This window comes from Mycobacterium sp. 48b (genome assembly GCF_048282725.1).
Lineage (GTDB): Bacteria > Actinomycetota > Actinomycetes > Mycobacteriales > Mycobacteriaceae > Mycobacterium.
On the sequence record NZ_JBLVUL010000001.1, the window covers coordinates 22,198 to 48,098 of the forward strand.

Consider the following 25,901-nt stretch of genomic DNA (forward strand, 5'->3'; position numbering starts at 1 on the left):
TACGTGGCGGTCTTCATGCCCGCGGGTAGCCCTGGCGCACGCCGGATTAAGTTGACGCCGCCTTGAGCGGACCTCCGGGTAAATACATACATGTTAACTTACATACATGTTTCCTTACATGTAAGTGCACATGTAGACATGTAAGTAGTAAGATCGCAGCCATGAATGTTTCCGCCGCTGGGCAGTGTGAAATCGTGGCAGTGGCGCTGCAAAAGGGAGGCGTGGGAAAGACCACAACCACGATCAACCTGGGTGCCAGCCTCGCCGCGATGGGGTTCCGCGTTCTCCTGATCGACATGGATCAGCAGGCCCACAGCACCAAAGGCCTCGGCGTCGACCTCGGCGCCGACGATGCCTCGATGTACGAGGTGCTGCACCCGGACAGGGCAATGCGGGTTCCGCTGCCAACTGTCATCAGGCCGAGCGAGTTCGGCATCGACGTCGCGCCCGGCCATCTCGCGCTCAAGGAGCTGGAGCGCACAGGGCTCGGTTCAGGCGGTCAGCTGCGGCTAGCCCGCCAGCTCGACGACCTCGAGGGCTATGACTTCGTGCTGATGGACTGCCCGCCGGCCTTAGGGGAGTTGACGACGGCGGCACTGGCGGCTGCCGATTACGTCTTGGCGGTCCTCAAGGCCGGCCCCGACGAAATCGACGGCCTGGTCGAGTTGGGCAACGCCGTTCTCGATGTCCAAGAGACGCTCAACCCTGACGTGGAAATCCGTTACGTGCTGCTAGCTGACTTCGACGGCAACCCGAAGGCCAGCAAGGACGTGCGCAGGCAGTTACGCACCGATTGGGGGGAGTGGTCCGCAGGCGGGGCGTACCTGGGTGAAATCCCGCATACCGTGCGGGTGGTGGAGGCCAAGGGGAAGCGCATCCCGGTCCAGGTGCATGCCCCCACCTGTACGGCAGCAGTGGCATACCGAGAAATCGCCGAACGGATCGTGGCGAGGCGGCAAGCAGCATGAACGCCGCATCGAAACCCAGTGGCTTGGAGGTGGGCTCCACCAGGCCCTTGTCTCGCGCAGAGCGCCGGGCACAGGCCGCCCGGGTCCAACCCGAACAAACCCCTGCGGCACCGGCAGCAGAGGCCACATCGCCGCAACCGGACGATGAAAATCCGCCTCCCCGACCCGCGTCGGCGGCACCGACACCGAACCAGGACCAGGAGTCGGCAGAGCTGGCAGTGCGGTTGAAGCCCCGGCAACGCAAGGCGAAGAACCCGTTCGCGACGCAGCTGCACTCAGGGACGTTGGCGCGACTGGAATGGATCAAAGCGCGCGGATACGTCATCACCGACACCGTGGACGATGCGATCAACACCTACCTGGACGGTGCGGGCATCCCCAGGCCAGACCACAACGACCGCATGCCGTGATCAGGTGAGGTGTCAGGACCCTTCATCAGCCCGTAATTGCGGTGAACGTGCTGGTAGCAGCTGTTCACCCCTAGGGACTGCACGGTAGGTAACTACCGTTTCTGCCCATGCACATCTACGTCGATGAGACCAAGCAGCGCGACTACCTGCTCGTGGCCAGCGTCCACGTCTCGACGGATCTCACTGGACTGCGCCAGATGGTGCGTGGGCTACTCCTGCCTGGGCAGCGCTACCTGCACATGAAGGATGAGAAAGACGGCCGCAAACGCACCATCGCTCAGGCCTTCGTCGATGCCGGCGTGCAAGCCACTGTCTACCGCGCCGGTCCTCAACACCGTAACGAACGCCAACGACGGTCAGCATGTCTACAAGCCCTCGTTGACGACCACGCCGGGCTGGGCGAGGCGCACATCATCCTCGACGAGGACGAAACGATGGTGAAGTTCGACAACCAGAAACTCATCGAATACACCCGTGCCGCCGGCTGTCGAGACACCTTGCGCTACGAGCACCAACGCTCCCACGTCGAGGCCCTGCTCGCCGTCCCTGACGCGATCGCCTGGTGCTGGGCGAAAGGCGGGCCCTGGCGCACTCTGATCGCTCCAGCGGTCACGGCCATCCGCGACGTCTGACCAGGCCCGAGAAAGCGCAAAGCCCGAGCGCCACGGTCGTCCGGCCGGGTCTCGGGCTTACTTCCTGAAGCTCAACGCAACAGGCACCACGAATAATACGGGCACAAACGTCCGTCTGACAACAATCAGCGCTTTTGAAGCAGTCGCGTCCCAAAGCGCAATTTGAACCAGTCGCCACAAAAACAGCCATTTTGGCCCACCCGAAACGAACAAACCGGCCCGAGTCGGTGCCGTTCAACGCTGTTCTAGAAACAGGCCGGGCACCCTAGGCGTGTCGCGCGTTTCCAAAACGGGTTTCGATGCGAGGGTGTGCAGTATGGCTCGCCCAAGCAAAGGTGACCGTGCAGCTCACATGGTCAAAACCCATCCGGCCGTCACCCAGCGCCTCGTCGAGAAAGCCGCCGCCGCGGGCTCCTCTTCGGCGACGCAGTATGTCGCGGACGTACTCGCCCTGTATGCCGGGCTGCCTCAGCATGTCCGCGAACTCACCAGCTCCTCAGCGCTAACCGTCCCGCGCGCGCTCCAGGCGCTTCGTGGCGATGTCTACGGGCGAATCATGGTCCGCCCGCATCGCGAGGTTTCTGAACGCCTCACAGCACAAGCACCCGGTCACAAAGTGCCGCCGCACATTGCCGACATCCTCTCCGTACACGTCGGGCTGCCCGAATACGCCCGCACCCTCGACCACGGCGAGGAGGTCTTGCCGCTGGCGATGTGACGACACCAGCGCCAGGCCTCAAATTTTGGCGACGACAAGGCCTTGGCAAATGTGACATCTGAATAGCCGGTGTGCGGACTACCCCGCTGACATGACGAAGGCCTCGCCGTAGCGAGGCCCTGTCGAGGTTTTGAAGCGAGTTAGCAGCTCGGTTCTGGGTCCGCACCCATCTCCCCGAAGGGACTGTCTTTGCCGGACAGCTCTCACGGTAGCGCACGCCTCGAAGCTGCACCAGATTCGCCGCGCGATCGGTGCGCAAACCGTGACCTCTCCATTGCCCGATCACGTCGGGCGAGCCGTGCGTGGCCCACGTCGCTCGGCGCATCTGTAGCTCCTACCGCTCCCAGCCCGCACGTAGTGCGCGCACTGGCCAACGAGCGACGCCGCGAATGGGTGCAGCGCGCCGGGGCGTGCGCACCGCGTGCACCGATGTGGACTAGTCGCGCCGGTTGGCTTGACGGTCTGCGCAACTGGGCGCACTCAGCGGCCTTGGGCCAGCTGTGCGCCGAGGAACGGGTGTCGATCACCGCGGCCACGCTGTTGTCGATCGCTGCGGTGATGGCCGAGCACGCCGATCACGCTACTGGCCGCCACGTCGCCGTCACACGGGCGACGATCGCGTCCCGGGTGGGTTGTGACGTACGCACGGTGACTGCTGCCTGGCGCGTCCTACGGGTGTCCCAGTGGGCCGTGGAGGCGCAACGTGGCCACGGCTCACCAGGCACCCCCAGCATCGGCCGGCGACCCTCGGTGTACCACCTGGTGCCGCGCCGCGATCCCCGTCCTGTCACGCGCCCAGTTGTGCATGATTTCCACCTACCGCCGTCAGGCGGCGTTGGTTCTTTTTCTCCCGTAGGGAGTTACTCACCAAGCGGGCGCGCAAGCGCACCCGCCCACAGAATTTCCGACAACACACACCGGCAAGCCCGGCCGTGGCATGATCGCTCAAGCGGCCGCTACCGCCCGTGCTGCCGGGGTCACCGGGCAGATCCTGGTGCGTGGCGATTCGGCCTACGGCAATAGCACCGTGGTCACCGCCTGCCACCGAGCAGGTGTCCGGTTCTCGCTGGTGCTGACCAAGACCGCCGCAGTTGCCGCCGCCATTGACGCAATTCCCGAGACCGCGTGGACCCCGGTGAACTATCCCGGTGCTGTGCGTGACCCCGACACCGGCGCCTGGATCTCCGATGCCGAAGTCGCCGAAACCACCTACACAGCCTTCGGTTCCACCAAGACTCCGGTGACCGCCCGGTTGGTCGTGCGCCGGGTCAAAGACGCGCGGTTCCTCGATGCGCTGTTTCCGGTGTGGCGGTACCACCCGTTCTTCACCAATTCCGACGAACCCGTCGACGCCGCTGACATCACTCATCGCCGCCACGCCATCATCGAAACCGTGTTCGCCGACCTCATCGACGGACCTTTGGCGCACATGCCCTCGGGGCGGTTCGGCGCGAACTCGGCCTGGATCCTGTGCGCCGCGATCGCCCACAACCTGCTGCGCGCCGTCGGCGTCCTGGCCGGAGGTGCCCACGCGGTCGCCCGCGGGGCGACACTGCGCCGCAAGATAATCACTATCCCGGCCCGCCTGGCCCGTCCGCAACGCCAACCTATCCTGCACCTACCAGCGCACTGGCCCTGGACAGAGCACTGGCTCACGTTGTGGCGCAACACCATCGGCTACAGCCCACCAGAAATCGCCACCACCTGACCATATGCCGAAAGGCCCGACCGGAGCGCACAGGAACAGCTGGACAGACCAGCAGATACCCCCTGCCCGCGACCAGGACCAGCCCTCAACAGCCCAGCGAGGCACACCTACCCCAATTCATCAGTGGATCGAGGCTAAACCACTCCGCACAGCACTCCCCCACACCCCTACCTTCATGGCCCGACCTGGAGGACCTCGAACCAGGCATCCGCACTGTCGGCGGCCCGCCACCCCACGAGGGCCTAGAACACCGCATTGAGCACGCCTTGGCGCAACTGAGCGCGGTCGCCAGGATTGCGGCAAGGCGGACCCTCCCCCGGCCACAGTTCCAAGCATTTCCCGCAGTCGATGCCCCCGGCGCCGCCTATACCCTCGACGCGGAGAACTCTCTCCACTATCGGTGCATGGATGTACTGACCGGTCAGCCAGGCACGCGTCAAACTGTCGACGCCGACGAGCTGGTGTACTGGATCGTCGACGACGCGGCTCGCGCGGTCGCCTGGAGTTTTGCCTACCGCTCCCCCGCCGCGCGCGGCACCGGCGCCGACACGCTCAAAGCGACCGTGGCCCTGCCATTGTGGGCCGCCTTCGTCAGTGCGCTCGACCCGCGATGGGGCTCGAAGACGCAGGCCACGATTGACGCTCTCCTGCACAACTCCAAACCCACCCGACGCGCGAGCTAACCACTAAATGCGCAGGTGAGGGCCGCGACGACTCAATCGCTGCACTGTCGTTTTCTAGGGTTCCCTCAGCACGAAAGTCGTGCATCAGAGGGAAGGAAACCCGACGTGACCATGAAGATTCGCAGCCCGAAGATTCTCGTTTTTGATGTCGCCCCCAGCCGCTTGATGGAGATGAGCGTCGACTACTACCGCGAGTGCCAGATCGCGGGAGCCGGCAGTGTCGAGGTCGACGTGGCCGACGATGACACCACCATCGTCTCAGCGACCCGCTACCTGCCCGCCGACGCCGACGTCGCCGCGGTCGTCCGCGACGGGGTTCTCCAAGTGCTCTGCACGCGCGCCGGCCGCGACCCGATCATCATGTGCGAGTTCCCTGCGTGGACGAACTACACCGTGCACCGCTCGCGCCGGTGAGCCGTGCACGCTGACTCGTTGTGGCGGCGCCCGGTCCTGTTCAGCGCTTCGGAACTTCGCGGCCATCCATAGCGATGAAGGCACACTCCGAGGTGGCCGGCGGGTCGTAGACCGTCCTGTCGCAAGTTCCTACACGTATACGAGCGGTGCGGGCCCATCCCCCGGTTGGCGCACGTTGAGCACTGCTGCGTCCCTACAAGCACCAGCTGCGGCCCACGGAGCGGATGCCCCCCAGGACAATGCTGCGGCGGGCCGGGTTCCGCATACCCGCGCCGGGTCCGCCGTAGCCTCGTCACAGCTCCACATTCTAGGTGCGTGCTCGAACATATGTGCGCATGCTTGGGTCTGCATCACGTGGTTCGCCGGCCCCTTCGGAGCCCCCCGGCCTCGGGCGGTGGGGGTTGAAGATCACCTGGGAAAACGCCGCGTAGGGCCCGCTGACGCGCTTTCGACACGTCCGCCATATGCCTGGCGCTGCGAGCGGCTACCGTTGGTCAGCAGCGACTACAGGCCGCAGTTTGTAATGTTGCACCTCCGAGCAGGGCTAATGTCACCTGCAACATTGCGCACAACACTGCCGACAACATCACGTCCAATATCAAGGATTACATTGCACGCGGCACGGTCTTGCGCTATTGGCTGTGATAGTGGCTCTGGTACATGCTGACACGCAGGCAGGTAATAGTCAGGGTGCTATCGGCTGTGCGGCGCGCCGCGATACAAGTTGTGCACGCACACACAGCGTGGTCGACTAATATCGAACGCAGCACATATGCACCTTGTCAGCGGTGCACACACGCACAGAAGGGGTGCGCGATATGCCAGACAGCACTGCAGGTGTTGCGACACGCAATGTCAGCGGCAAGCGGCGGGCAGGCGGCGCTGAGGCGCAGCAGCCCGGCATCGCGCTAGAGCGGCTCGGTGTCGCCTCGTCGCCGGCGCTGATGGAACTCCTGCCCCGCCTAATCGTCACGGTTGCGGCGTGGAAGGGGGGAGTGGGCAAGACCGAACTCGCCAAGGAGTTGGCGTTCCTGCTCGGCGGAGTCCTCGTCGACTTGGACTGGGACGAGGGAGGGGCCACCCGCGCGTGGGGGTACCGCCATGAGACAAGAACCACCGCACCTCTTCTTGACGCGCTGGAGGCTGGCCGCGTGCCACGCCCTCTCTCGGGCGGGGGAGTGCGCGCTGACCTCATTCCGTCGCATCCCGACTTCGCCATCCACCAGCCACCGGCTGACCAGATGGCCTCGACACTGGAGAAGTGGTCGCAGTCGCTAGGCCGACCGCTGGTGGTCGACACACACCCGGGCGGAGTGAGCTCCACGATGGGGGCGGTCGCGGCCGCACACGTCATCGTGGTCCCGGTCAACCTTGAGACCCGGGCGCTGAAGGCGACCGAGAGCATGGCCAAGGAATTGCAGGGAGGCTATCCACTGCTGTTTGTCATCAACCGCGTGGAAGCAGCCCCAGAAGCCGAACTTCGCCAGCTGGAGAAGCTGAGCGACACCTTCGACATCCCGGTTGGCCCCGTGGTTTCCAGCCACACCTTCCTCAAGCGGCGCAAGCTCACGATGGCGGTATGCGCCCCTGGTCGTTCCGGCGAAATACCCGCTCGGGCAGCTGGTTTCGTTGAAGAAATGCACGAGGTGGCGCGCAGCGTCCTTGACCTCGCGCTCAAGGCTCAACAGTAACGGGGGAGAGGAACACCCATGTCCGACGGAATCGCATCCCTGCGCAACCGCAAAGCAGAGCGGGCAGGGCGCCAAGCGCCCCCTCCCCGTCACCCGAAGCCGGCCGCCCCGGTCAGTGCTGATGCGGGCCCAGCAGATGACAGGCTCCCCAGCTCGTCGACCGCTGCTCCGGCCCCCGCCGAGGAGCCGGCAGTAACTGTCAGCGCGACGCCGCCGCGGGCTGCGCCGGCGCCTGCGCCCGCCGTCACCGAGACCGAGACCGAGGTGACAGCCGACGTGGATCACTCGCCCTCCCGGCGGGATCTGCCCGCGCTGGAGATTGATTGGACCGACCCGCTAATGCATGTCGCCTCACCGACGCGGGTCAGCGTCGCCAACTCCGTGGCAGCGCGATTCAAGGCCGTCGCCGACCAGCCAGGGTCGGCACCACAGACCGAGCTCATCATGGAAGCAGTGAGCAGCCACCTCGCGGATCTCCCCGAACTCGTGCTTGCCCGCCGACCCGAAGAGAACGCCACGCAGCCCCCTGGCTTTTTCGTCAGGCGCGCACCTGTCCAGAAGGCGGAACCTGTTGTGCCGGTGTACATGCGGCCCATTGCGGGTGAGGTTGAAGCGCTGCGCCGCATTGTGGACTGGGTGAACAGCATCATCTTGGCGGGCCACCCCGGGCGGCCAAAGTCGACGCGTTCGGAAATCGTCACTGCCGCCCTAGACGCCAGCTATCCGAGCACGCGCAGCCGCTAGCGCAACCCCACGCGCAACATCACCCCTGACAGAGGTAGTGATATTACCTATGACACCACCCCAGTGGCCACCCTACTATCCGACTGCCAAGCCGTCGCGGCGCTGGCTTCCGGTCGCCATCATCGTCGCGGCCATCATCATCGCCACCTCGGTAATCGCAGCTGTCCTACTGAGCCGCGGCTCCGACACCGCAGCACCCGCTAGCCCCGCTCCGACAGCTGCCCAGAATGCCCCAGCACAGGGCAACGCCACCGAGACCAGCTCGACGTGCGAGGCGTGGCCTTCCACTAAGGCCGCCCTGACGGCTATCCCTCAGCTGCCTCCGGGCTGGGATTGGTCGACGCCGAATATCGACACCTACATCGGGAATCGGACCGCTGCGATCGCCAAGGCCTTGACCTGTTTGAGCCGCAGATTTCAGCCGAGCCAGCCACTACTGCATCCGTCGCGCGGCAGTATGTCGCGGAGCGGCGTACTGAAATCGAGTTGCTGCGCAATCGCACGTACACGCAGGCCGATGGTGTGGCAGCTACGGCCGCGTCCGCACGGCTCGATGAGCTGTGTGGTGCCAGCTAAGCGATAAATTGTGCACGAGGCGCATCGGCGGCGCCCATAGGCTCGATGCATGAGTCTCCAGGACCAATACGCGCCTGAGCGGCCTCCGGTTGGCGGTGCCCCAGCAGAAGGCGACCGTCGCCGCGCCGGCACCTTCTTCATGGGGTGGTTGATTCTTGCGGCCTCGATGTCGTTGGCCGGCAATGTTGGACACGCGCTGCTCATCGCCCCGTCCGAAACACGATGGCTGGCCGCACTTGCAGCTTTGGTACCGCCGATAGTTCTTCTGGCAGCGACTCATTCGGCAACTTGGCTGGTGCGAGCCCGTTCCGTCGGCTGGGTGTATTGGGTAGCGCTCGCGCTCACGGCAGCATTGGCACTGGGCTCGTTTGCGCTCTCGTTCGACGCTTTGCGCTCTCGTTCGACGCTTTGCGCTCCTTCGCAGTGATGCTGGGTATTCGCGAGTCCATGTCGTGGATCTGGCCGGCGGTGATCGACGTCGCTATCGCGCACGCGACTCTGTGCCTGCTGTCACTCACTAGACCCAAGCGGCCCAACGCATTTGCCCACGGCCGCGAGCAATTGGCTACGGCGTCGGCCACGACGACGACCGCGGCCGTGAAGGCCGGCCCCCGGCAGGCCCAGCCGGTTACGGCGGGCGAGGACCGGGCGCAGCAGGTGCCGCCACGGCCTTCGGTGCCATCGCCCAGTTCGGTGCCACAGCCCATTGAGAGCCTCACCGAGCACGCATCCGACAGCCCTGCGCGCGTCAGGAATGCGGTCCCGGACACATCGCATTTAGCCTCGATCCACCGATGAATTGCCTGTGTAGGTGGGTGTCGATATAAGGAAAGTGCCCCTTGAGCTGGGAGGATTGGTGTTCTCTACGCATCAATCAGGCCAGTTAAGAAAGGCACTTCCAGTGCAAGTGTCCCACGGGTTCGCTGCGTCGTCGGCGGTCTTCGATGAGGATCATCTCGTGTCGTGCGCCGGACTGGTGCCGGTGATGACACTGGCTGAGCAGACCGGCCTGCCGAATCTGTTGGCTGACAAGATCTTCATCCCCGCGCCGAAGATCAAATCCGGGTCAGCGAATCCGGCACCGAAGCTGGCCACGGTGATCGCCGGGATGTGCGCCGGCGCCGACAGCATTGATGACCTCAACATCGTCCGGGCCGGGGGCATGAAAACACTCTTCGGCGATGTGTACGCACCATCAACCATCGGAACCCTGTTGCGGGAGTTCACCTTCGGACACGCACGCCAACTCGAATCAGTCCTGCGCGAACACTTGGCCGCCCTCTGCCGGCGCGTTGAGTTGCTACCCGGATCCGACAGCGGTGTGTTCATCGACATCGACTCCCTGCTACGACCGGTCTACGGCCATGCCAAACAAGGCGCCTCCTACGGACACACCAAAATCGCTGGCAAGCAGGTCCTGCGCAAAGGACTCTCGCCGTTGGCGACCACGATCAGCACCCCCGGTGCGGCGCCGGTGATCGCCGGGATGCGGCTGCGGGCCGGCAAGACCGGCTCCGGTAAAGGAGCCGGTCGAATGGTCGCCCAGGCCATCACCACGGCCCGAGCGGCCGGGGTCACCGGCCAGATCCTGGTCCGCGGCGATTCGTCCTACGGCACCCGCGCCGTCGTCGGCGCCTGCCGACGCCATGGTGCGCAATTCTCGGTGGTCATGGGCCGCAACAGCGCGATCAACCGGGCCATCAACGCCATCGACGACGCGGCGTGGACACCGGTGAAATACCCGGGCGCGGTGCGTGATCCCGACACCGGAGAGTGGATCTCTGATGCCGAAGTCGCCGAAATCAGCTACACCGCATTCGCGGCCACCACAGACCGCTTCACCGCCCGACTGGTGGTACGTCGGGTCAAAGATGCGCGCTTCCGCGACGCCCTGTTCCCGGTCTGGCGGTATCACCCGTTCTTCACCAACACCGACCTACCAACCGCCGACGCCGACATCACCCACCGTCAACACGCGATCATCGAAACTGTCTTCGCCGACCTGATCGCCGGCCCCTTGGCCCACATGCCCTCCGGGCAATTCGGCGCCAACTCCGCGTGGGTGCTCTGCGGGGCCATCGCCCACAATCTGCTGCGCGCCGCCGGTGTGCTTGCCGGTGGAGCGCACGCAGTGGCCCGGGGAGCCACCTTGCGACGCACGATCATCACCGTCCCGGCACGGCTGGCCCGACCGCAACGCCGACCCATCCTGCACCTACCCAGCCACTGGCCCTGGACCGAGCACTGGCTCACCCTGTGGCGCAACACCATCGGCTACAGCCCACCCGCTACCGCAACCGTCTAACCGTCGCCGAACAGGCCCCACCGAAGCACACAGGAAAAGCTGGGCAGACCAGCGGCTACATCCTGCCCACCCCACAAACCGCCGTCAGAATCACCGTCGAACCACACCACTCAAGTCAGTCCACGGATTGAGGTTTAGGACCGAATTCGAGCGCAAGCGATTTGGTGAAACCGACCACGCCGGATTTGGAGGCCACGTAGTGGGCCATGAGCGGTTGCCCACCGTGTGTGCTCGATGACGAGATGTTCACGATGCGGCCCCAGCCGGAGTCGATCATGTCAGGGATCACCAGCTGGCAGCAGTGAAATGTGCCGGTCAGATTCACCGCCAGGAGCCGGTCCCAAGTGTCGGGGGCTATCTTCAGGAAAGACTGGAACCCTTCAATACCAGCGTTATTGACAAGAATGGTCACCGGTCCGTACGCCAGGTGCACGGTATCGATTCCGGCTTGGACTTGTGCGCGGTTCGACACGTCGACGGCGACGCCGATGGCAATGGCGCCGGTGGCCTTGATCTTCTCGGCTGCCTCCCTGGCAGCCACACCGTCCAAGTCGAACACGGCTACGCGCGCGCCGTCGGCGGCCAGGCGTTCGGCGATCGCCAAGCCAATTCCTGATGCACCGCCGGTAACAATGGCGACTTTCTGTGGCGACATCTCAGGCATGGACGGCCCCTGTCATGTTTCGTTGTAGCCACCGGTCAGCCGTGGCGATGAAGGCACCCGGGTATTCGGGAGGAACTGCGGTGGCAAGGTCTAGTTCTTCGAGGACATCTCGGGGTACATCGATGTCAATGGATGCCAGGTTGTCGTCGAGCTGCGCAAGGGTTCTAGCGCCGAGGATTACTGAGGCGACTGGTCGGCTTCGTTGCCAAGCCAGGGCGAGTTGTGCTGGTGTACAGCCGATTCGGCCGGCGAGTTTGGTGACCAGAGCCGCTACTGCGAAGCCGTGGTCGTTCTTGTGGAGAGTGTCGACGGCAATCGAGCGTTGGTTTAGCCGCGTCGGCTCAGTGTCATCATCGGCTCTGATCTTGCCAGTCAGCATCCCTGCCGCCAGCGGGCTCCAGCTCAGGAAGCCGAGGTTCTCTTCTGCCAATAGTGGAAAGTGTTCGCGTTCAAGACCGCGGGTCATCAGGTTGTAGTCGCCCTGATAGGCGATGAAACGCGGCCCCCCCAGCAGGTCGCACATGTTGAGTGCTTTCATGACGCGATAGGCGCGCAGGTTCGATATTCCCAGGTAGAGAACCTTGCCGGCGCGCACGAGATCATGCAGCGCGCTGATCGTTTCTTCCAAGGGTGTGTCCAGGTCGTCGATGTGCAGCCAGTACAGGTCGATTCGATCTGTACCTAACCGGCGAAGACTGGACTCGCAGGCCGCACGGATCCGAACCCGACCGGCGCCGCGTTCGTTGGGTCCCGCTCCTACCGGCATTCCGAACTTGGTCGATACCACCACCTGATCACGCAGGCCCTGCAAGGCTCGGCCGCAGATCCGCTCGGATCCTCGGTAAGTGTCGGCGGTATCGATCACATTGCCGCCTGCATCGAGGTAGCGGCGGATGAGTTTGGTGGCGGTATCCTCGTCGCAGCCGTACCCTTCGGCGCCGAAAATCATTGCGCCTAATGAGTATTCGGATACAAATAGTCCGCTGGCACCCAGACGTCGGTAGTGCATGACGGCCCTTAAACCGGATCGACGGACTGGTCGATCACCCAGCGCACCGAACGTCGGTCCGGTTCCCCGCCGTCGTGGGGCAGACCGAAGGTCTGGGTCGGATCGGCCACGGCCAGAGTCATCGATTCGCCCAACGGCATGAGTCGCTGTACGCCATGCAGCGCCAGTTCATCGCGCAGTTGCAGGCGTAACCGTTCAGGGTAGATGCCGACGGTCTGGGTCTCTTCACTGACCCAGCGGGGCACTTTGGTGATGTCGGGCACCGGTACAAGGTTGACCACTCGGTTGTTGAGCCGGTCGGCGAACTCCACAGGTTCTTCGGCGGTTCGGGACACCACGACGCCTGCGCTGGCACTGTCGCCGATGACGCGATAGAACTCCTCGTCGAGGGCCAGAGCGCTCATCTCGTCTTCCAGGTCGGGGTCGGGACGCTTGGGGGCAGTGGATTCGTGTGGCGGTAGCGCCAGGAAAGCACCGTGGATGGCCTCACCGAATTGTTCCAAGCGGGCCAGGTCCTCTTCGGTCTCGTCGCATTCGACATATACGACACGTGTGCTGGCGCAGGCGGTTTGGTTCATTCGTCCGGCATTGAGCGCGACACCCTTGGCGGCGGTGGCCATCGCGTCGGGATCGTCGAGGGCCTCGTGGCCGACCACCGAGATCGACAGCTTGGGATTCATCGCGATCAACTCGATGCCGGGCACCAGATATTTCTGGATGTGGGTCATCGATGCCATCCCGCCCCAGGCGGTGAGTTTCTCGATCCGCGAGGGCCGGATGACCTTGGACTCGACCGCCTCGTCGCCGCCTTTCCAGTAGGCGACCGCGAAGTGTTTGGTGACCGGATGGTCCGGATTCAACTCGACCATGGTCCGCACGATGGCCGAGGCGGTGAACGGGTCGTTGGACGGTGTCTTGATCAGACAGTCCGATTTGGTCAGCGCACCGCGAATGACCGTGAGTGCCGCGGTGATCGGCACGTTTCCGGCGATGATGTGCAGCTGGCGGGTTCCGATCGCGCGCACCCGCAGCACCGAGGTCCCCGGTTGACCGCGTTCTACCCAGCCGTCCAGGTACCGCTTGCCGATAGTGGCTTCGATCATTCCGGACAGTCGATCCGGATGAAACAGGTAGGGCAGGTCTTCATAGATCGGTGCCAGTACCGGTTCAGTCATGTCGCCGGCTTCGGCGGCCAACCGGAACGCGGTCTGCATCAGCGGGGCGTCCGGGGTCAGCCGTTTGCCCAGTTCGGCCAGGAAGTCGATGATCTCGTCGACTGGGGTGTCGTGCAGGTCGCGCAGGGCGCCGGCGTCGGCAAGAACGAGGTCTTTGACGTGGTGTTGCGGGTCGGGCTGGCGGAACCGCGCACCGACGCGGCCGCCGAATTCGATGGCATCGTCGCCGGGTTCGATGATGCGGCCGCGGATGATGATCGGGATGTCGAGTACCTGGGTCTCGGGTGCTGCCGTGTTGGTCACGAGATGATCCTTCGCTAACAAGGGCGGGTGGTCAGGCGCCAGAGACGTAGTCCATGAAGTCGTTGTAGGCCTTGGCCGTTCCCGCGCAGGTGATCTTGTCCTCACCACCGACGATGTCGGAGAACCGCACGATGTCCGGGGCGACGCGGGGACTGTTCCACCCACACTCGCAGGAATCCCAGTGCACGGTGACCTTGTCGCCGGAAATAAAGCCGCCCCAATAGGTTTCGGCCAGCAGATCGTACAGCGCCATCCGCCCGGTCTGAACGCCGTGCCGCGGCAGCGGATTGGCTTCCTCGTCAAGGATGATCGGGATGACGTAGGGCAGCACGTGGAAGAAGCCGGCCTCGCACTGCGGGGCGTTGACCATGGTCTCGCTCATGCCATACATGCTGCGAATCCGGTTGGCGTTGAAGAAGTCCATCAGCAATTCGCGCCAGTTGTCCGGGGCGTCCTTGAAGCCCTTCATGCCGCCACCGGAGACCAGGATCGAATCGGGCCCGAAGTCGGCGACCACCCCTTCCCCTTTGCCCTTCATGGCCAGGCGCACCAGATCGGCGGCGGTGCCGCCCACCATCACCCGCTGCCCACGGAACTCGACGGCGAGTTTGGCGAACCAGTTCTGCATGTCCTCGTCACGGTGACGAGCGGCCTCGATGAGGTGCTGGCGCTCCTGCAGAATGCGCGGGTCAATCTCGAGCTGGTCGAGTTCACCGCGTTCCTCGGCGGCGTGCAAACGACCCGCCAGCGACAAGAGATCCGAGGACAACGGGTAGTCGTAGAGCATGTGACGGTTTGCATCCCCACCGGCGGATTCGGCTGCAAAAAGCGCGCCCATCTTAGTCATCATCTGATGTCCTGAGCGGTAACCGGTCGCGATCGACGGGATCTGCACTTTGCGCAAGTCCACACCGACCGTGGCGCGCATGCATTCGAAGTAGGCGTTGCACCAGGCCGGCCACTCTTGCCGGGAGCGCGGAATGAAGCTGAGCTTGCCGGTGGTTCCGGTGGAGTGCCCCATGATCATTCCGTGCTCGTCCAGTCGGGCGAGCCAGCCATCCACTGAATCCACACCATCGAGTGGGATCGATCTCAGGTCGTGGGACGTCAGCCGGTCCAACCAGGCGCTCAGGCGGGGAAACTGCCGCTTCTCGACGAGGCTGAGCGGATAGCTCTTGTAGACACGATGGTCGAACAGCACCGGCACGACATCGTCGATCTGCGCGACCGTGTCGACCCCCTGACGGGAAGCCAGCTTGTCCAGAGCTTCCACCGACGGCCGGAGCGTGTCGAACCGATGCGCAAGCGCCTGGCGCTGAACACCTTCCACGTCGCTACCGGATAACGCCAGAAGATCCTCGTAGGGCTGTTCGGTCCAAGCGGCCACATTGCGAGGATCCAGCGTTGGCATTACTTATCTCCGATCGTCACCTAATCCGAAAACGTACGGATTCGTATAGTTTTAAACTAAACGCACCCGTATGATTGTGTCAACCTGCACCGGAGGCGCCGCCTGCGGATGCAGGGTGGCAAGTCGAGAAATCATACGCAACCGTCTAGATGCTAGGTAAGCATACTACTTCGTCTAGTTAGATAGAATCGCCAGATCATGGCCCCGACGAATCGCCGCCCAGGCCGGCCCACACAGGCCGAGGTCAAACGTCTCGATCAGCAACTGCGCGAAGCCGCACTCCAAACGTTCCTCGAATACGGCTACGACGGCACATCCATGGAAGCGATCGCACGCGCGGCAGGCATCACGAAGCAGACGCTCTACTCGCGCTTCTCCGACAAACGCGCGGTGTTCGCCGATGTCATTCCATGGGCGATGTCACGTCACGATCACCATGACACGATGGCCTGGATCGACAGTGGAGATCTACGCGAATCGCTGACCGATATCGCCCACAAAGCACTGGAATGGAGCACCAATCCGCAGATTGTGCGTCTGCAGCGCATCGCCATGAATGAATCCGCCCGCTTCCCCGAGTTTGCAGTCAGCGGCGAAACTATGCGGTGGTCGCCGCGCCTACGTGCGGTCATGGACCTATTGCGGCGGCACGTCGAGATCGGCGAGATCGAGATCGACCCCGAGGAACTCGAACTCGCCGCCGAACATTTCCTCGCCCTCGTTGAAGCCCTTCCCTCCAGATTGGCCGAGTTCGGCATATTCCGCAGCGACGCTCAGGCCGAGCGACACTTGCAGTACGCCGTCAAGCTGTTTCTCCGAGCAGTCACACCCCAATCCACCAGCGCCCCGGCCGCGCATCAGCACCCACCGGCGCGCCGTGTCAAAAAGGTCGGCTCGACCGCGCCCAAGCCGCGCCCGACCGCGCGACAGCATGACGGTGTGTAGTCGGATCGAAGTCACGAACATCCGTCGCCTGAGCCAAGGAGTGCATCGGGAGCTCGGCCCACGGCTCGACAAGTCGAGCTTCCATTGACAAAGTATACGGTTCTGTGTACTTATGAAGAAGGCTCCTCGCACCAGATGTCAATGCGGCGAGGGAAACATCCCGACCACGACGAAGGATTCGTGAGGTATCGATGGCAGTTACAGAATCGTTCATCAATGGCGGCTCTGTGCCCTCTGCCGAGGTCTACGACAATGTCGATCCATCTACCTCGCTCTCACTGGGCGCTGTGGCCCGAGGTGGCGCCGACGAAGTCGACCAGGCAGTCCGAGCCGCGCGGGCCGCAGCGTGGAGCTGGAGGAAGACGGCCCCCGCGCAGCGCGCTGATCTGCTTGTTCGCCTCGCGGATGCGATCGACGCAAATCGCGCGGCCCTTGCTCGCGCCGAGAGTGAAGACACTGGCAAGCCACTGAGCCAGGCAAAGTCAGACGCCACGGTGGCCTCACGCTACTTTCGCTTCTACGCCCACGCCATCGATAGCTACTACGGACAAACCATCCCTTTGACAGAGGATCTGCACGTCTACACGCGCCGCGAACCGCTTGGCGTGACAGGCCACATCGTGGCTTGGAACTATCCGATGCAGTTGATGGCCCGCGCGGTGGCGCCGGCGATCGCCGCGGGCAACGCGGTGGTCGCCAAGCCGGCTGACGAAACTCCCCGGACGGCAGTTGAATTCGCACGCTTGGCGACACAGGTGGGGCTGCCGGACGGAGTCTTCAATGTGGTCACCGGCATCGGCGCGGAGGCAGGCGCCGCATTGGCTGCGCATCCAGACGTTGACTCGATCGGGTTCGTCGGCTCCACACGTGTCGGCTCGCAGATCGCTCATGCCGCCGCCGACCGGGTCATTCCTGCCGTGCTCGAACTGGGCGGCAAGTCACCACAGATCGTGTTCGCCGATGCCGACTTGGACCTTGCAGCAGACTTCATCGCCAAGGCGATCCTGCAAAATGCCGGCCAGACCTGTTCGGCGGGCTCCCGTCTGCTGGTCGAGTCTTCCGTTCACGACCAGGTGGTCGAGAAGGTCTTGGAGCGCTTCACCCGTGTCCGCCTTGGTCGTGGCGTCGAGGACCCTGACCTGGGCCCGTTGATCTCACGCAAGCAGCAGGCTCGCGTCATCGGTATGGTTTCCGATCTCACTAAGGGCGAAATCCTTTGTGGTGGAACACCACCCGACGACACCATGCTTGGCACCGGCGCTTTCTTTGCGCCGACATTGATCGACGGTGTCGACCCGCAGTCTGCCATTGCTCAGGAGGAGATCTTCGGACCTGTGGTGACAGTGAACACCTTCACTGACGAAGATGAGGCGATTTCGCTGGCCAACGGGACGCAGTATGGGCTGCTGGCCGCTGTGTGGACCCGTGATCTTTCCCGAGCGCATCGTCTGGCAGCTGAGCTCGTCGCCGGACAGGTCTACGTCAACACCTACGGTGCAGGCGGAGGCGTCGAACTGCCTTTCGGTGGATTCCGGAAATCCGGATACGGACGAGAAAAAGGGATCGAAGCCCTCGATGCGGTCACGGCCACCAAGACTGTGGTGGTCAAACTGTGACGCGCTTGTCGCCGCACCCCGGTACGTCTCTGCTTCACCGCCGCTCATCGTCTCACCGCAACGTACGCAATTGGAAGGAACGATCGCATGGCCCAGACGACTGCACTGAGCGCCGAACTGGGCGCCGAGCTCGTTGAGTTCGGTGACCTCCTCGACGACGCCACCGTTGCTCAGATCCGCGAAGCACTCAAATGGCGCGGCGTGGTGCTCATCCGCGGCGCCGATCTCGGTGATGAAGAACAACTGAAGTTGAGTCGCAGACTCGGCGAGGTCTTGGCGCCCGGGGGCAAGGAAATCTTCACCGTCTCGCTGGATCCGACGAAGAACGCGGCAGCCGAGTACCTCAAGGGCACATTCTGCTGGCACATCGACGACACCACCAACGCCGTGCCTGCCAAAGCCACTATGCTCACTGCCCGCCACGTCGCGATGGTTGGCGGCGGAACAGAATTCGCCAATACCTATGCGGCATATGAGAACCTGCCCGAGCACGAACGCAAACGCTACGAAGGGCTGCGGGTGGTGCACAGCTTCGAGGCAGCCCAGCGCCTCGTGAAACCCAATCCCACAGACAAGGAACTGGCGGGATGGCGCACAGTCCCATCCCACGAGAGCACACTGGTGTGGGACCGCAAGGACGGCCGGCGCTCACTGGTAATCGGTGCCACCGCCGACCACATTGTGGGCATGGACGCCGCGCAGAGCCGCGAGCTACTCGACGAGCTGCTCGCCTGGACCACCCAGGACAGGTTCTGCTACCGCCACGAGTGGTCCGTGGGCGACGTGGTCATCTGGGACAACACCGGCATGCTGCATCGCGCTCTGCCGTACGACCCGTCCTCGGAACGCACCATGCATCGGACCACTATCGCCGGCGACGAACCTTGGCAGTGAAAAACGCCGCGGTGACCGGCGGCGCGTCCGGCATCGGTGCGGCAATTGCGCGTCGCCTGCAAGCTGATGGTCATAACGTGGCGATCCTGGACCTCAATCCCACCGAGGCCGAGTTCAGCTACCAGGCCGATGTCACCGATCCCACACAAGTCGCCGCCGTTTTCACCAAAATCCGTGCGGATCTAGGCCCGATCGGCATCTTGGTGAACGCAGCGGGACTGGAAGGCTACAAACGTTTTTCGAACCTCACCTTCGAGCTCTGGTCAAAGGTGATCGACGTCAACCTCAACGGCGTCTTCCACTGCGTCCAGGCGGCGCTACCGGACATGGTCGAGACCGGCTGGGGACGTATCGTCAACATCTCGTCGTCGAGTACCCATTCTGGGGTGGCCCACATGGCGCATTACGTGGCAGCCAAGTCGGCCGTCAACGGGCTCACCAAGAGCCTGGCGCTCGAATATGGCCCCCGCGGCATCACCGTCAACGCGGTGCCTCCTGGCTTCGTGGATACCCCCATGCTGCGCAAGGCCGAGGGCAAGGGTCTGCTCGGCGGCACGGTCGAGGAGATCATCGAGCGCACCCCGGTGCGTCGGGTCGGCCAACCGGACGACATTGCCGCCGCGTGCGCATTCCTTGTATCCGAAGATGCTGGCTACATCACAGGCCAGATTCTGGGTGTCAACGGCGGCCGGAATACCTGACAGCACCTAACGAAGGAAGCCCGATGGATCAGGACACCTACGACAAAGGCCACCAAATTCGCACCCAGGTTCTTGGGGAGAGCTACGTGCGCACTGCAGCCGCTGGCGGCGACGAGTTCAACAAGCCTTTGCAGGATTTGGTAACCGAGTACTGCTGGGGTGCGGTGTGGGGCCGCGACGGTCTGTCATTGAAGACCCGCAGCATGCTCAATCTGGCCATGATTTCGGTACTCAACCGGCCACACGAGCTGCGCACCCACATCAAAGGGGCGCTCAACAATGGAGTGACGCGCGAGGAAATCCGCGAGGTATTCCTGCAAGTAGCGATCTATGCCGGTGTTCCGGCGGCAGTCGACAGCTTCCGGATCGCGCGCGAGGCCTTCGCCGAGATCGAAAGCACATGAAAGGCGGGCTGTAGTGAGCATCGGTTTTATCGGTCTGGGCCACATGGGCTTTCCCATGGTCACCCGCCTCTTGGAGGCCGGCAACGACGTCGCTGTCTTTGACACACAACCCGAATCGATACGTCAGGCCGTAGCGCTGGGTGCTCGCGCCTGCACCTCCCCCCGACAAGTCGCCGATCATGCCGAAACCGTGCTGGCAAGCCTGCCGTCACTGCAGGCCTCATGCGACGTCGCAACCGGCACCGATGGTGTCATGCACGGCAGCCGAGTCCGTCGCTTCATCGACTTGTCGACCATCGGGGCCCAGATGGCTCAACAGGTCTCGGCCGTCCTGGCCAATCACAACATCGCCATGCTGGATTGCCCGGTCAGCGGCGGTATCTCCGGCGCACAAAAGGGCACGTTGGCCATCATGGCAGCAGGTCCCCGCTCCGAGTTCGACACTGTCGCAATGATTCTGCAGACACTGGGGCGGCCCATATTCGTTGGCTTGCAGCCTGGCGCTGGGCAGACAATGAAGCTGGTCAACAACCTGATGGCCGCTGCGACGCTGGCCGCAACCGCCGAAGTCATGGTTATGGGAGTCAAAGCCGGACTTGATCCCAACGTGATGATCGAAGTCCTCAACGCAGGATCGGGAGCGACTCATGCCAGCAGGGACAAGTTCCCCAAAGCGGTGCTTCCCCGCACATTCGATTTCGGGTTCGCCACCGGCTTGATGGTCAAAGACGTGCGCTTATACCTGGCCGAAGCCGCCGCGCTGGGGGCGCCGGCTGAACTCGCCGATGTGGTTGCGCGACAATGGGAAAACACCCTCGATCAAGAGGGTGCCGCGTCCGACTTCACCGCGATCGTGAAGCCGATCGAAGCCGCTGCCGGTGTGATCGTTGACGGGCGAGGGCAACCGTAGACCTACCGAGGTTCGATGCCGCGCAGGAACAGCTTCACCGCCGCTTTGAGGTGGCGCTCCTCCTGACGTTTAGATCGATAGAAGCCGAAGTCCGCCAATCGGCCAGGAACAAGTTCGACCATCGCCAGGAAGTGCTCCGCCGCGAGTTCGATATCGTCGGTTTTGGCCGCGCCTTTTGCTTCGGCGCGACGCAGGATCTCCACGACAGCGCGATGACGACCTGACCAGCTCATCGAATCAGCAGTGATCTCGAACTCGGGAAAGCGTGCAGATTCGTTCATTGCGATGCGCGTCAGTCGGACGTTCTGCGGATCGATTGCCCGCTTCAGTGCAATGCGCCCGATTTTGACCAACGCGGTTTCCAGGTCCTCGTCGTCGGGAACCGTATCGTCACCGCTTGCCTCGTAGCGCGAGAGCGCCCAGGGAATCACATCAGCGAACACGGCGCGTTTGTCGGCGTAGCGCGCGTACAGCGAGCGCTTGGTGATACCCGCAGCTTTGGCGATGGCCTCCATTGTCGTCCCGTCGTAGCCGGACTCCAGGAAGCTCGCGACGGCCGCCTCGCGGACTGTCTGGTCGAGTTTTTTGGCTTCGGCCTGTGTGGGCCGGCCCCGCCGTGTTGTCGCCATATTTTTAATGTACTGCCCGGTGTACTTTCGCCCATGTTTGTTGGGACTTCGATTCAGAGTGCGTAGTGCACCCCGGTCAATTCTTCGGACGCCTCCCATAGCCGCCGCGCGGTATCCAAGTCGTAGGACTGCGCGGAGGAGGTGACGGCCTTCGGGTAGCCACGTTGCTGGGCCCACCCGCGGGGTCCGAACAGCTCACCGCCGTCGGCGGTCGGGTCGGTTGCCGCTCGCAGGGTGGGTAATGCCCCCATCGCTGCCGATTGGTACATCACTGGTTCTACGGCCTTTAGACCGAGCTTGATCCAGCGCGGCGAATGGCGGACCAGTTCGGTGCGCGCGCTACCCGGGTGCGCTGCCGTTGCGACCGTCGATGCCTCGGCTCGATGCAACCTTCGCTGCAGTTCGTAGGTGAACAGCAGATTGGCGAGTTTGGAGCGACCGTAGGCGGTCATCCGGTCGTAGGAACGTTGGCTGTGCAAATCGGAAAAGTCGATATCGGCCTTGACTCGGTGGCCCAGACTGCTCACGGTGACAACCCGAGAGCCCGGCACCGTAGTCATGCGGCCCAGTAGCAGTCCGGTCAGGGCAAAGTGCCCGAGATGGTTGGTGCCGAATTGCAGTTCGAAACCGTCGGCGGTCCTCGCCGCGGGAGTCAACATGACGCCCGCATTGTTGATCAGCAGATCAATCTTCGGATACCGGCAGTTGATGTCGTCGGCTGCTCCGCGGACCGAGGCCAAAGATGTCAGGTCCAGTGCGATGACGGCGATGTCGGCCTGCGGATGACGCTGCTGGATCCTTCGCCGTGCATCGGTTCCTTTGTCACTGTTGCGTACCGCAAGTGCGACACGGGCGCCGTGGGAGGCAAGAATCGCCGCCGTCTCGAAGCCAATGCCGGTATTGGCGCCGGTGACGATCGCGACCCTGCCGTGCTGGCTGGGGATATCGGCTGCCGCCCATCTGCTCATGAGACTCAAGACTCCCTGTGAGTGGTTGATCCAACGAGATAAATATACCTATGGGTGTATTTTTTGATCTGTGAACCGCTCCCTACCCGCGCTGGTGCTCATTCATGGCGGTGCCCACGCTGCGGACTGCTGGGATCTGACGATTGCCGAGTTGCGTCGTCAGGCGCCGGAATTGCCGGTACTGGCCGTTGACCTTCCCGGGCGAGGCGCCAAACCCGGCGAACTGACGCAACTGGGAGTCGAGGACTTCGTCGACTCCGTCGTGGCTGACGTAGGCGAGATGGGATTCGTCAGTGTCGTGATCGTCGCGCATTCGATGGGTGGCCTCACGGCGCCCCGGGTCACCGCACGACTTGGCTATCCGTTTGTACGCGAGCTGATCTGCATTGCCGCGTTTGTCCCGGCACCGGGGTCCTCGGTTGCCGAAACGATGGGCGGCCCGCTGGGCTGGCTGGCCCGGGTCGCAGTGGCCCTGGGACGTCCTTTTCCGCTGCCCTACCCGTTCGCGCGTATCGCGTTCTGGAACGGAATGACCAGGACGCAAAGGCGATTCGCACAATCCCGGCTGCACTTGGAAGCATTGCGAGTCCTGGTCGAACCGGCCGCCGATATCGATGTTCCCAAAGGTGTCCCGATCACCTGGATACTCACGCGACGTGACCGCGCGTTGTCGGTGCGGCGACAGCAGAGAGCCATGACCGCACTCGGCGGCGTCGACAACGTCGTGGAGATCGACACTTGTCACGACGCAATGATCAGCCGGCCCGGCGAATTGGCGGCGATCCTGCTGCACCGATGGCGGCTCAGCATCGAGGCCAGCGATTAGCCAGCATTGGCCTCAGAACGTCCAAGTCAGCCGGTGGACTTTTCGGTTCTGGCGGCTTTCGCTCGTCGAGGTCATCCATGGCGATGCGGACGACCGAACGGGATGACCGAACGTAGGGGTGACATCGATGATCAGATAGCGGGCGCCAAATCTTGCGGCCAGGGCGAGCTGCTACACACTCGGCCCATGCGAAACACTTCATTTCGGGATGCCACGGTCGAGTTTGCTCCAGCCAGCAAGGCCTGGGCTTTGAATGCGAGTGCGGCGGCTGTGAGGCGATGTTCGACGGAAGTGACGAGGCCCTCCATCTCAGAGGGCCATTCGCTGCCCCACATGGCCACTTCAGTGCGACCCTGCTTGATGGTGTCCATCAATTCGTTGCGCACCTGCGGTTGCTCTCGCAACAACCCGACCGATAAGGCCAGCGCGTGTGGCTGCGGGCCGCGTCCGCGGACGCTCAGTGCTTCATTGAAGTCGACGACGTCGGCACCCAGGATCTGCATCGAATTGGCGTGACGCAGATCGGTGGCCACAACAGTCACATGCCAGCCGTTCATCGCCCGATCGCAGATCAATCCACCGGCAGACTCCACCGCCTCCTGCACCGAATGCGCCAGCACCGCTAAGCGGAACCGGAGGTCTCGATGTCTGGCATGGACTCGCGCATCGGCCACAGGCGCCAGACCCACCGGGCGGTCGAGACCGAGAACGTGAACTGACATGACACTCCAATCCAATTGACACCAAGCGCTCGCTGTCTTGACAAAAATGTACCCGTAACGTACCCCTAAGTACACGTATTCGTATATTTGACAAGCGTCTGCTGTCAGTCCCATCGGCCATTGGGAGCCGCAGCAACCCGGCCCCATCGGTATGAGAGGTGCCTATCCATGAAAACGGCGCAGTACTTTGCAAAACCAGGCGCGGGTAGCTGGACCCAGAACTATCCAGAACTGGGTACCGCACCGGTCGACTACACCGACTCCATCGACCCTGCACATTTCGAGAAGGAACGCGAGGCGATCTTCAAGCGAACGTGGCTCAACGTCGGCCGCCTAGAGCAGGTCGCCAAGAAGGGCAGCTACTTCACTCGCGAGATCGCAGTTCTGGAAACCTCACTGGTGATCGTCAACAGCGGAGAGGGCGGCATCCGCGCGTTTCACAACATCTGCCGGCATCGCGGAAACAAGTTGGTGTGGCAGGACTTCCCCAACGAAGAGGTCAAGGGATCCTGCCGCCAGTTCACCTGCAAGTACCACGCCTGGCGCTACAGCCTCGACGGTGACCTCGCCTTCGTTCAGCAGGAAGGCGAGTTCTTCGACCTCGACAAGGAGAAGTTCGGCCTCCGGGCAGTGCGCTGCGAAGTGTGGGAGGGGTTCATCTTCATCAATCTCGACCAGGACGCCGCGCCGCTGGCTGACTACCTGGGGCCCTTAGCCAAGGGCATCGAGGGCTATCCCTACCACGAGATGACCGAGGTTTACCGTTACAGCGCCGAAATCGGTAGCAACTGGAAGCTTTTCATCGACGCATTCGCCGAGTTTTATCACGCGCCCGTTCTGCACAACAAGCAATACACGAAGGACGAAGCCGCCAAGATCATGGCGCACGGGTACGAAGCGGTCCACTACGACCTGGCGCATCCGCACGGCATGGTGTCCTCCGGTGGTGGCCAGTCGCCACCCAAGAACCTGGACATGGTCAAGCCGATCGACCAGATCTTGCGAAGTGGGCTGTTCGGCCCCTGGGACAAGCCCGATGTAGACGGCCTGGACCCATTGCCGCCCGGTTTGAACCCGGGCCGCTACAAGCACTGGGGTACCGACTCGTTCCACTTCTTCCCCAACTTCATGCTGCTGTTTTGGGAACCCGGTTGGTACATGACGTATCACTTCTGGCCCACCGCAGTGAATCGCCACGTCTTCGAAGGAACCCTCTACTTCGCCCCTCCGAAGAATGCCCAACAGCGCCTTGCCCAGGAACTGGCGGTAGCGACATTCAAGGAGTTCGCACTGCAGGACGCCAACACCTTAGAGGCGACCCAAAAAATGCTGCAATCCCGCGTGATCGCCGAGTTCCCCCTGTGCGACCAGGAAATCTTGCTACGGGCGCTTCACAAGTCAGCACACGACTACGTCAAGGAGTACGAAAATGGCTGCGCCACAAACACTCACTAGCCGCCTACCCGAGCAATTCGCCGAGCTCGAACCATTCCTGCACTGGGACCTGGCCACCGAGGGGGAACGGTACGCCAAACGTCTGGCATCGTCGATGCCAGAAATGGAGGCCTTTTATGAAGCCGCCTTCCCCCGGCTGCGTGAGGCACTCGACTTCATCGACCGCTACGACCTTGCCGCGCTTCCCGATCCCGCCCGCACCGTCATGCATCTGATGCAGTCATTGATCACGGTGTCCTTTCCGGTGGAAGTATGGAAGCAACCCCGTGTGCCCGACAGCGGGGCGGCATCACTGACTTGCCTGCAGGAACCGGTGATCTAGCAGCGCACCTATCGAATCGGCCGCCGGTCAACGGCGCCCAGCCGGCCGATTCGCTGGGCGATAGTCGAAAACCTGTGTTGCGGAACAACTCCACTGTG

27 protein-coding genes and 1 pseudogene are annotated in these 25,901 nt (G+C 63.1%); 21 read left to right on the forward strand and 7 right to left on the reverse strand.

Translation table 11 applies throughout. The features are described 5' to 3' along the window. Positions 1-161 precede the first annotated feature (161 nt). From ACNQR1_RS00125 to ACNQR1_RS00180, 12 genes and pseudogenes are all read left to right on the forward strand, one after another. Positions 162-968 carry a ParA family protein gene (locus ACNQR1_RS00125; RefSeq protein ID WP_047041181.1) on the forward strand — a complete coding sequence of 269 codons (807 nt, stop codon included), beginning with the start codon at positions 162-164 and terminating at the stop codon, positions 966-968. After that, on the forward strand, positions 965-1,378 hold the full coding sequence (locus ACNQR1_RS00130) for a hypothetical protein (protein WP_043416443.1): 414 nt from the start codon (positions 965-967) through the stop codon (positions 1,376-1,378). Before ACNQR1_RS00125 ends, ACNQR1_RS00130 begins: the two co-directional genes overlap by 4 nt. 107 nt (positions 1,379-1,485) lie before the next feature. Further along, positions 1,486-2,010, forward strand: coding sequence for a hypothetical protein (locus tag ACNQR1_RS00135; protein WP_043416444.1), 525 nt, complete (start codon positions 1,486-1,488; stop codon positions 2,008-2,010). A gap of 352 nt (positions 2,011-2,362) precedes the next feature. Beyond that, positions 2,363-2,728, forward strand: a complete 366-nt coding sequence (locus ACNQR1_RS00140; protein WP_234713725.1) for a hypothetical protein — start codon at positions 2,363-2,365, stop codon at positions 2,726-2,728. 928 nt (positions 2,729-3,656) lie between these two features. After that, positions 3,657-4,436 (forward strand): annotated as a pseudogene (locus tag ACNQR1_RS00145) (transposase); the annotation flags it as partial. A 404-nt stretch (positions 4,437-4,840) separates the two neighbouring features. Beyond that, entirely contained in the window at positions 4,841-5,119 is a 279-nt protein-coding gene (locus ACNQR1_RS00150) for an immunity 63 family protein (RefSeq protein ID WP_224863913.1), read from the forward strand. A gap of 111 nt (positions 5,120-5,230) precedes the next feature. Next, on the forward strand, positions 5,231-5,533 hold the full coding sequence (locus ACNQR1_RS00155; protein WP_224865614.1) for a hypothetical protein: 303 nt from the start codon (positions 5,231-5,233) through the stop codon (positions 5,531-5,533). Between the two features lie 818 nt (positions 5,534-6,351). Beyond that, a complete protein-coding gene (locus ACNQR1_RS00160) occupies positions 6,352-7,224 on the forward strand; it encodes a ParA family protein (protein ID WP_224863914.1) in 873 nt (290 codons plus the stop codon). Between the two features lie 18 nt (positions 7,225-7,242). Continuing rightward, entirely contained in the window at positions 7,243-7,968 is a 726-nt protein-coding gene (locus tag ACNQR1_RS00165) for a hypothetical protein (protein WP_047041163.1), read from the forward strand. A 625-nt stretch (positions 7,969-8,593) separates the two neighbouring features. After that, entirely contained in the window at positions 8,594-8,971 is a 378-nt protein-coding gene (locus ACNQR1_RS00170; protein ID WP_074328210.1) for a hypothetical protein, read from the forward strand. Positions 8,972-8,991: 20 nt separating this feature from the next. Continuing rightward, complete coding sequence (locus tag ACNQR1_RS00175) at positions 8,992-9,342, forward strand: hypothetical protein (RefSeq protein WP_330221145.1); 351 nt, start codon at positions 8,992-8,994, stop codon at positions 9,340-9,342. 103 nt (positions 9,343-9,445) lie between these two features. After that, complete coding sequence (locus ACNQR1_RS00180; RefSeq protein ID WP_011768002.1) at positions 9,446-10,849, forward strand: IS1380 family transposase; 1,404 nt, start codon at positions 9,446-9,448, stop codon at positions 10,847-10,849. A 115-nt stretch (positions 10,850-10,964) separates the two neighbouring features. On the opposite strand, the gene ACNQR1_RS00185 is transcribed toward ACNQR1_RS00180, so the two are convergent. From ACNQR1_RS00185 to ACNQR1_RS00200, 4 genes are all read right to left on the reverse strand, one after another. After that, entirely contained in the window at positions 10,965-11,513 is a 549-nt protein-coding gene (locus tag ACNQR1_RS00185; RefSeq protein WP_418043159.1) for an SDR family NAD(P)-dependent oxidoreductase, read from the reverse strand. After that, on the reverse strand, positions 11,506-12,462 hold the full coding sequence (locus ACNQR1_RS00190; RefSeq protein ID WP_418043160.1) for an aldo/keto reductase: 957 nt from the start codon (positions 12,460-12,462) through the stop codon (positions 11,506-11,508). Before ACNQR1_RS00190 ends, ACNQR1_RS00185 begins: the two co-directional genes overlap by 8 nt. A gap of 68 nt (positions 12,463-12,530) precedes the next feature. Continuing rightward, the gene (locus ACNQR1_RS00195; RefSeq protein ID WP_418043161.1) at positions 12,531-14,000 is read right to left on the reverse strand and encodes an acyl-CoA reductase; all 1,470 of its coding nucleotides are present in this window, start codon (positions 13,998-14,000) and stop codon (positions 12,531-12,533) included. Between the two features lie 31 nt (positions 14,001-14,031). After that, entirely contained in the window at positions 14,032-15,387 is a 1,356-nt protein-coding gene (locus ACNQR1_RS00200; RefSeq protein ID WP_418043162.1) for a hypothetical protein, read from the reverse strand. A 222-nt stretch (positions 15,388-15,609) separates the two neighbouring features. Here ACNQR1_RS00200 and ACNQR1_RS00205 point away from each other — a divergent pair, with 222 nt between their 5' ends. The 6 genes from ACNQR1_RS00205 (at position 15,610) to ACNQR1_RS00230 (ending at position 20,881) form a co-directional block, all read left to right on the forward strand. Beyond that, complete coding sequence (locus ACNQR1_RS00205; protein WP_418043163.1) at positions 15,610-16,356, forward strand: TetR/AcrR family transcriptional regulator; 747 nt, start codon at positions 15,610-15,612, stop codon at positions 16,354-16,356. A 191-nt stretch (positions 16,357-16,547) separates the two neighbouring features. Continuing rightward, positions 16,548-17,972: an aldehyde dehydrogenase family protein gene (locus ACNQR1_RS00210; protein ID WP_418043164.1), complete on the forward strand. Its 1,425-nt coding sequence runs from the start codon at positions 16,548-16,550 to the stop codon at positions 17,970-17,972. An 87-nt stretch (positions 17,973-18,059) separates the two neighbouring features. Continuing rightward, a complete protein-coding gene (locus ACNQR1_RS00215) occupies positions 18,060-18,866 on the forward strand; it encodes a TauD/TfdA dioxygenase family protein (RefSeq protein WP_418043165.1) in 807 nt (268 codons plus the stop codon). Continuing rightward, positions 18,863-19,567, forward strand: a complete 705-nt coding sequence (locus ACNQR1_RS00220; RefSeq protein ID WP_418043166.1) for an SDR family NAD(P)-dependent oxidoreductase — start codon at positions 18,863-18,865, stop codon at positions 19,565-19,567. Before ACNQR1_RS00215 ends, ACNQR1_RS00220 begins: the two co-directional genes overlap by 4 nt. Positions 19,568-19,590: 23 nt before the next feature. Then, positions 19,591-19,971 (forward strand): carboxymuconolactone decarboxylase family protein, encoded by a 381-nt coding sequence (locus ACNQR1_RS00225; protein ID WP_418043167.1) that lies wholly within the window; start codon positions 19,591-19,593, stop codon positions 19,969-19,971. 13 nt (positions 19,972-19,984) lie between these two features. Beyond that, entirely contained in the window at positions 19,985-20,881 is an 897-nt protein-coding gene (locus tag ACNQR1_RS00230) for an NAD(P)-dependent oxidoreductase (RefSeq protein WP_418050217.1), read from the forward strand. A gap of 2 nt (positions 20,882-20,883) precedes the next feature. Here ACNQR1_RS00230 and ACNQR1_RS00235 read toward each other — a convergent pair whose 3' ends face one another. Then, positions 20,884-21,510, reverse strand: coding sequence for a TetR/AcrR family transcriptional regulator (locus tag ACNQR1_RS00235; RefSeq protein WP_418043168.1), 627 nt, complete (start codon positions 21,508-21,510; stop codon positions 20,884-20,886). Between the two features lie 53 nt (positions 21,511-21,563). Continuing rightward, positions 21,564-22,478 (reverse strand): SDR family NAD(P)-dependent oxidoreductase, encoded by a 915-nt coding sequence (locus ACNQR1_RS00240; RefSeq protein WP_418043169.1) that lies wholly within the window; start codon positions 22,476-22,478, stop codon positions 21,564-21,566. Between the two features lie 70 nt (positions 22,479-22,548). On the opposite strand from ACNQR1_RS00240, the gene ACNQR1_RS00245 reads away from it, so the two are divergent. Then, a complete protein-coding gene (locus ACNQR1_RS00245) occupies positions 22,549-23,304 on the forward strand; it encodes an alpha/beta fold hydrolase (RefSeq protein ID WP_418043170.1) in 756 nt (251 codons plus the stop codon). Positions 23,305-23,435: 131 nt separating this feature from the next. Here ACNQR1_RS00245 and ACNQR1_RS00250 read toward each other — a convergent pair whose 3' ends face one another. After that, positions 23,436-24,026 carry a hypothetical protein gene (locus ACNQR1_RS00250; protein WP_418043171.1) on the reverse strand — a complete coding sequence of 197 codons (591 nt, stop codon included), beginning with the start codon at positions 24,024-24,026 and terminating at the stop codon, positions 23,436-23,438. Between the two features lie 168 nt (positions 24,027-24,194). Here ACNQR1_RS00250 and ACNQR1_RS00255 point away from each other — a divergent pair, with 168 nt between their 5' ends. Beyond that, positions 24,195-25,481, forward strand: a complete 1,287-nt coding sequence (locus tag ACNQR1_RS00255; RefSeq protein ID WP_418043172.1) for an aromatic ring-hydroxylating oxygenase subunit alpha — start codon at positions 24,195-24,197, stop codon at positions 25,479-25,481. Then, positions 25,456-25,803, forward strand: coding sequence for a hypothetical protein (locus ACNQR1_RS00260; protein ID WP_418043173.1), 348 nt, complete (start codon positions 25,456-25,458; stop codon positions 25,801-25,803). The genes ACNQR1_RS00255 and ACNQR1_RS00260 overlap by 26 nt, the downstream gene beginning before the upstream one ends. The last annotated feature ends 98 nt before the right edge of the window (positions 25,804-25,901 follow it).

Bases quoted from the DNA above. Each gene is read 5' to 3' on its own strand.
- ACNQR1_RS00130 (WP_043416443.1), top strand. From the start codon at position 965: ATGAACGCCGCATCGAAACCCAGTGGCTTGGAGGTGGGCTCCACCAGG.
- ACNQR1_RS00155 (WP_224865614.1), top strand. From the start codon at position 5,231: ATGAAGATTCGCAGCCCGAAGATTCTCGTTTTTGATGTCGCCCCCAGC.
- ACNQR1_RS00190 (WP_418043160.1), bottom strand. From the start codon at position 12,462: ATGATTTTCGGCGCCGAAGGGTACGGCTGCGACGAGGATACCGCCACC.
- ACNQR1_RS00205 (WP_418043163.1), top strand. From the start codon at position 15,610: ATGGCCCCGACGAATCGCCGCCCAGGCCGGCCCACACAGGCCGAGGTC.
- ACNQR1_RS00175 (WP_330221145.1), top strand. From the start codon at position 8,992: ATGTCGTGGATCTGGCCGGCGGTGATCGACGTCGCTATCGCGCACGCG.
- ACNQR1_RS00170 (WP_074328210.1), top strand. From the start codon at position 8,594: ATGAGTCTCCAGGACCAATACGCGCCTGAGCGGCCTCCGGTTGGCGGT.
- ACNQR1_RS00235 (WP_418043168.1), bottom strand. From the start codon at position 21,510: ATGGCGACAACACGGCGGGGCCGGCCCACACAGGCCGAAGCCAAAAAA.
- ACNQR1_RS00240 (WP_418043169.1), bottom strand. From the start codon at position 22,478: ATGAGCAGATGGGCGGCAGCCGATATCCCCAGCCAGCACGGCAGGGTC.
- ACNQR1_RS00255 (WP_418043172.1), top strand. From the start codon at position 24,195: ATGAAAACGGCGCAGTACTTTGCAAAACCAGGCGCGGGTAGCTGGACC.
- ACNQR1_RS00125 (WP_047041181.1), top strand. From the start codon at position 162: ATGAATGTTTCCGCCGCTGGGCAGTGTGAAATCGTGGCAGTGGCGCTG.
- ACNQR1_RS00160 (WP_224863914.1), top strand. From the start codon at position 6,352: ATGCCAGACAGCACTGCAGGTGTTGCGACACGCAATGTCAGCGGCAAG.
- ACNQR1_RS00185 (WP_418043159.1), bottom strand. From the start codon at position 11,513: ATGCCTGAGATGTCGCCACAGAAAGTCGCCATTGTTACCGGCGGTGCA.
- ACNQR1_RS00140 (WP_234713725.1), top strand. From the start codon at position 2,363: ATGGTCAAAACCCATCCGGCCGTCACCCAGCGCCTCGTCGAGAAAGCC.
- ACNQR1_RS00260 (WP_418043173.1), top strand. From the start codon at position 25,456: ATGGCTGCGCCACAAACACTCACTAGCCGCCTACCCGAGCAATTCGCC.
- ACNQR1_RS00165 (WP_047041163.1), top strand. From the start codon at position 7,243: ATGTCCGACGGAATCGCATCCCTGCGCAACCGCAAAGCAGAGCGGGCA.
- ACNQR1_RS00225 (WP_418043167.1), top strand. From the start codon at position 19,591: ATGGATCAGGACACCTACGACAAAGGCCACCAAATTCGCACCCAGGTT.
- ACNQR1_RS00135 (WP_043416444.1), top strand. From the start codon at position 1,486: ATGCACATCTACGTCGATGAGACCAAGCAGCGCGACTACCTGCTCGTG.
- ACNQR1_RS00215 (WP_418043165.1), top strand. From the start codon at position 18,060: ATGGCCCAGACGACTGCACTGAGCGCCGAACTGGGCGCCGAGCTCGTT.
- ACNQR1_RS00150 (WP_224863913.1), top strand. From the start codon at position 4,841: ATGGATGTACTGACCGGTCAGCCAGGCACGCGTCAAACTGTCGACGCC.
- ACNQR1_RS00250 (WP_418043171.1), bottom strand. From the start codon at position 24,026: ATGTCAGTTCACGTTCTCGGTCTCGACCGCCCGGTGGGTCTGGCGCCT.
- ACNQR1_RS00210 (WP_418043164.1), top strand. From the start codon at position 16,548: ATGGCAGTTACAGAATCGTTCATCAATGGCGGCTCTGTGCCCTCTGCC.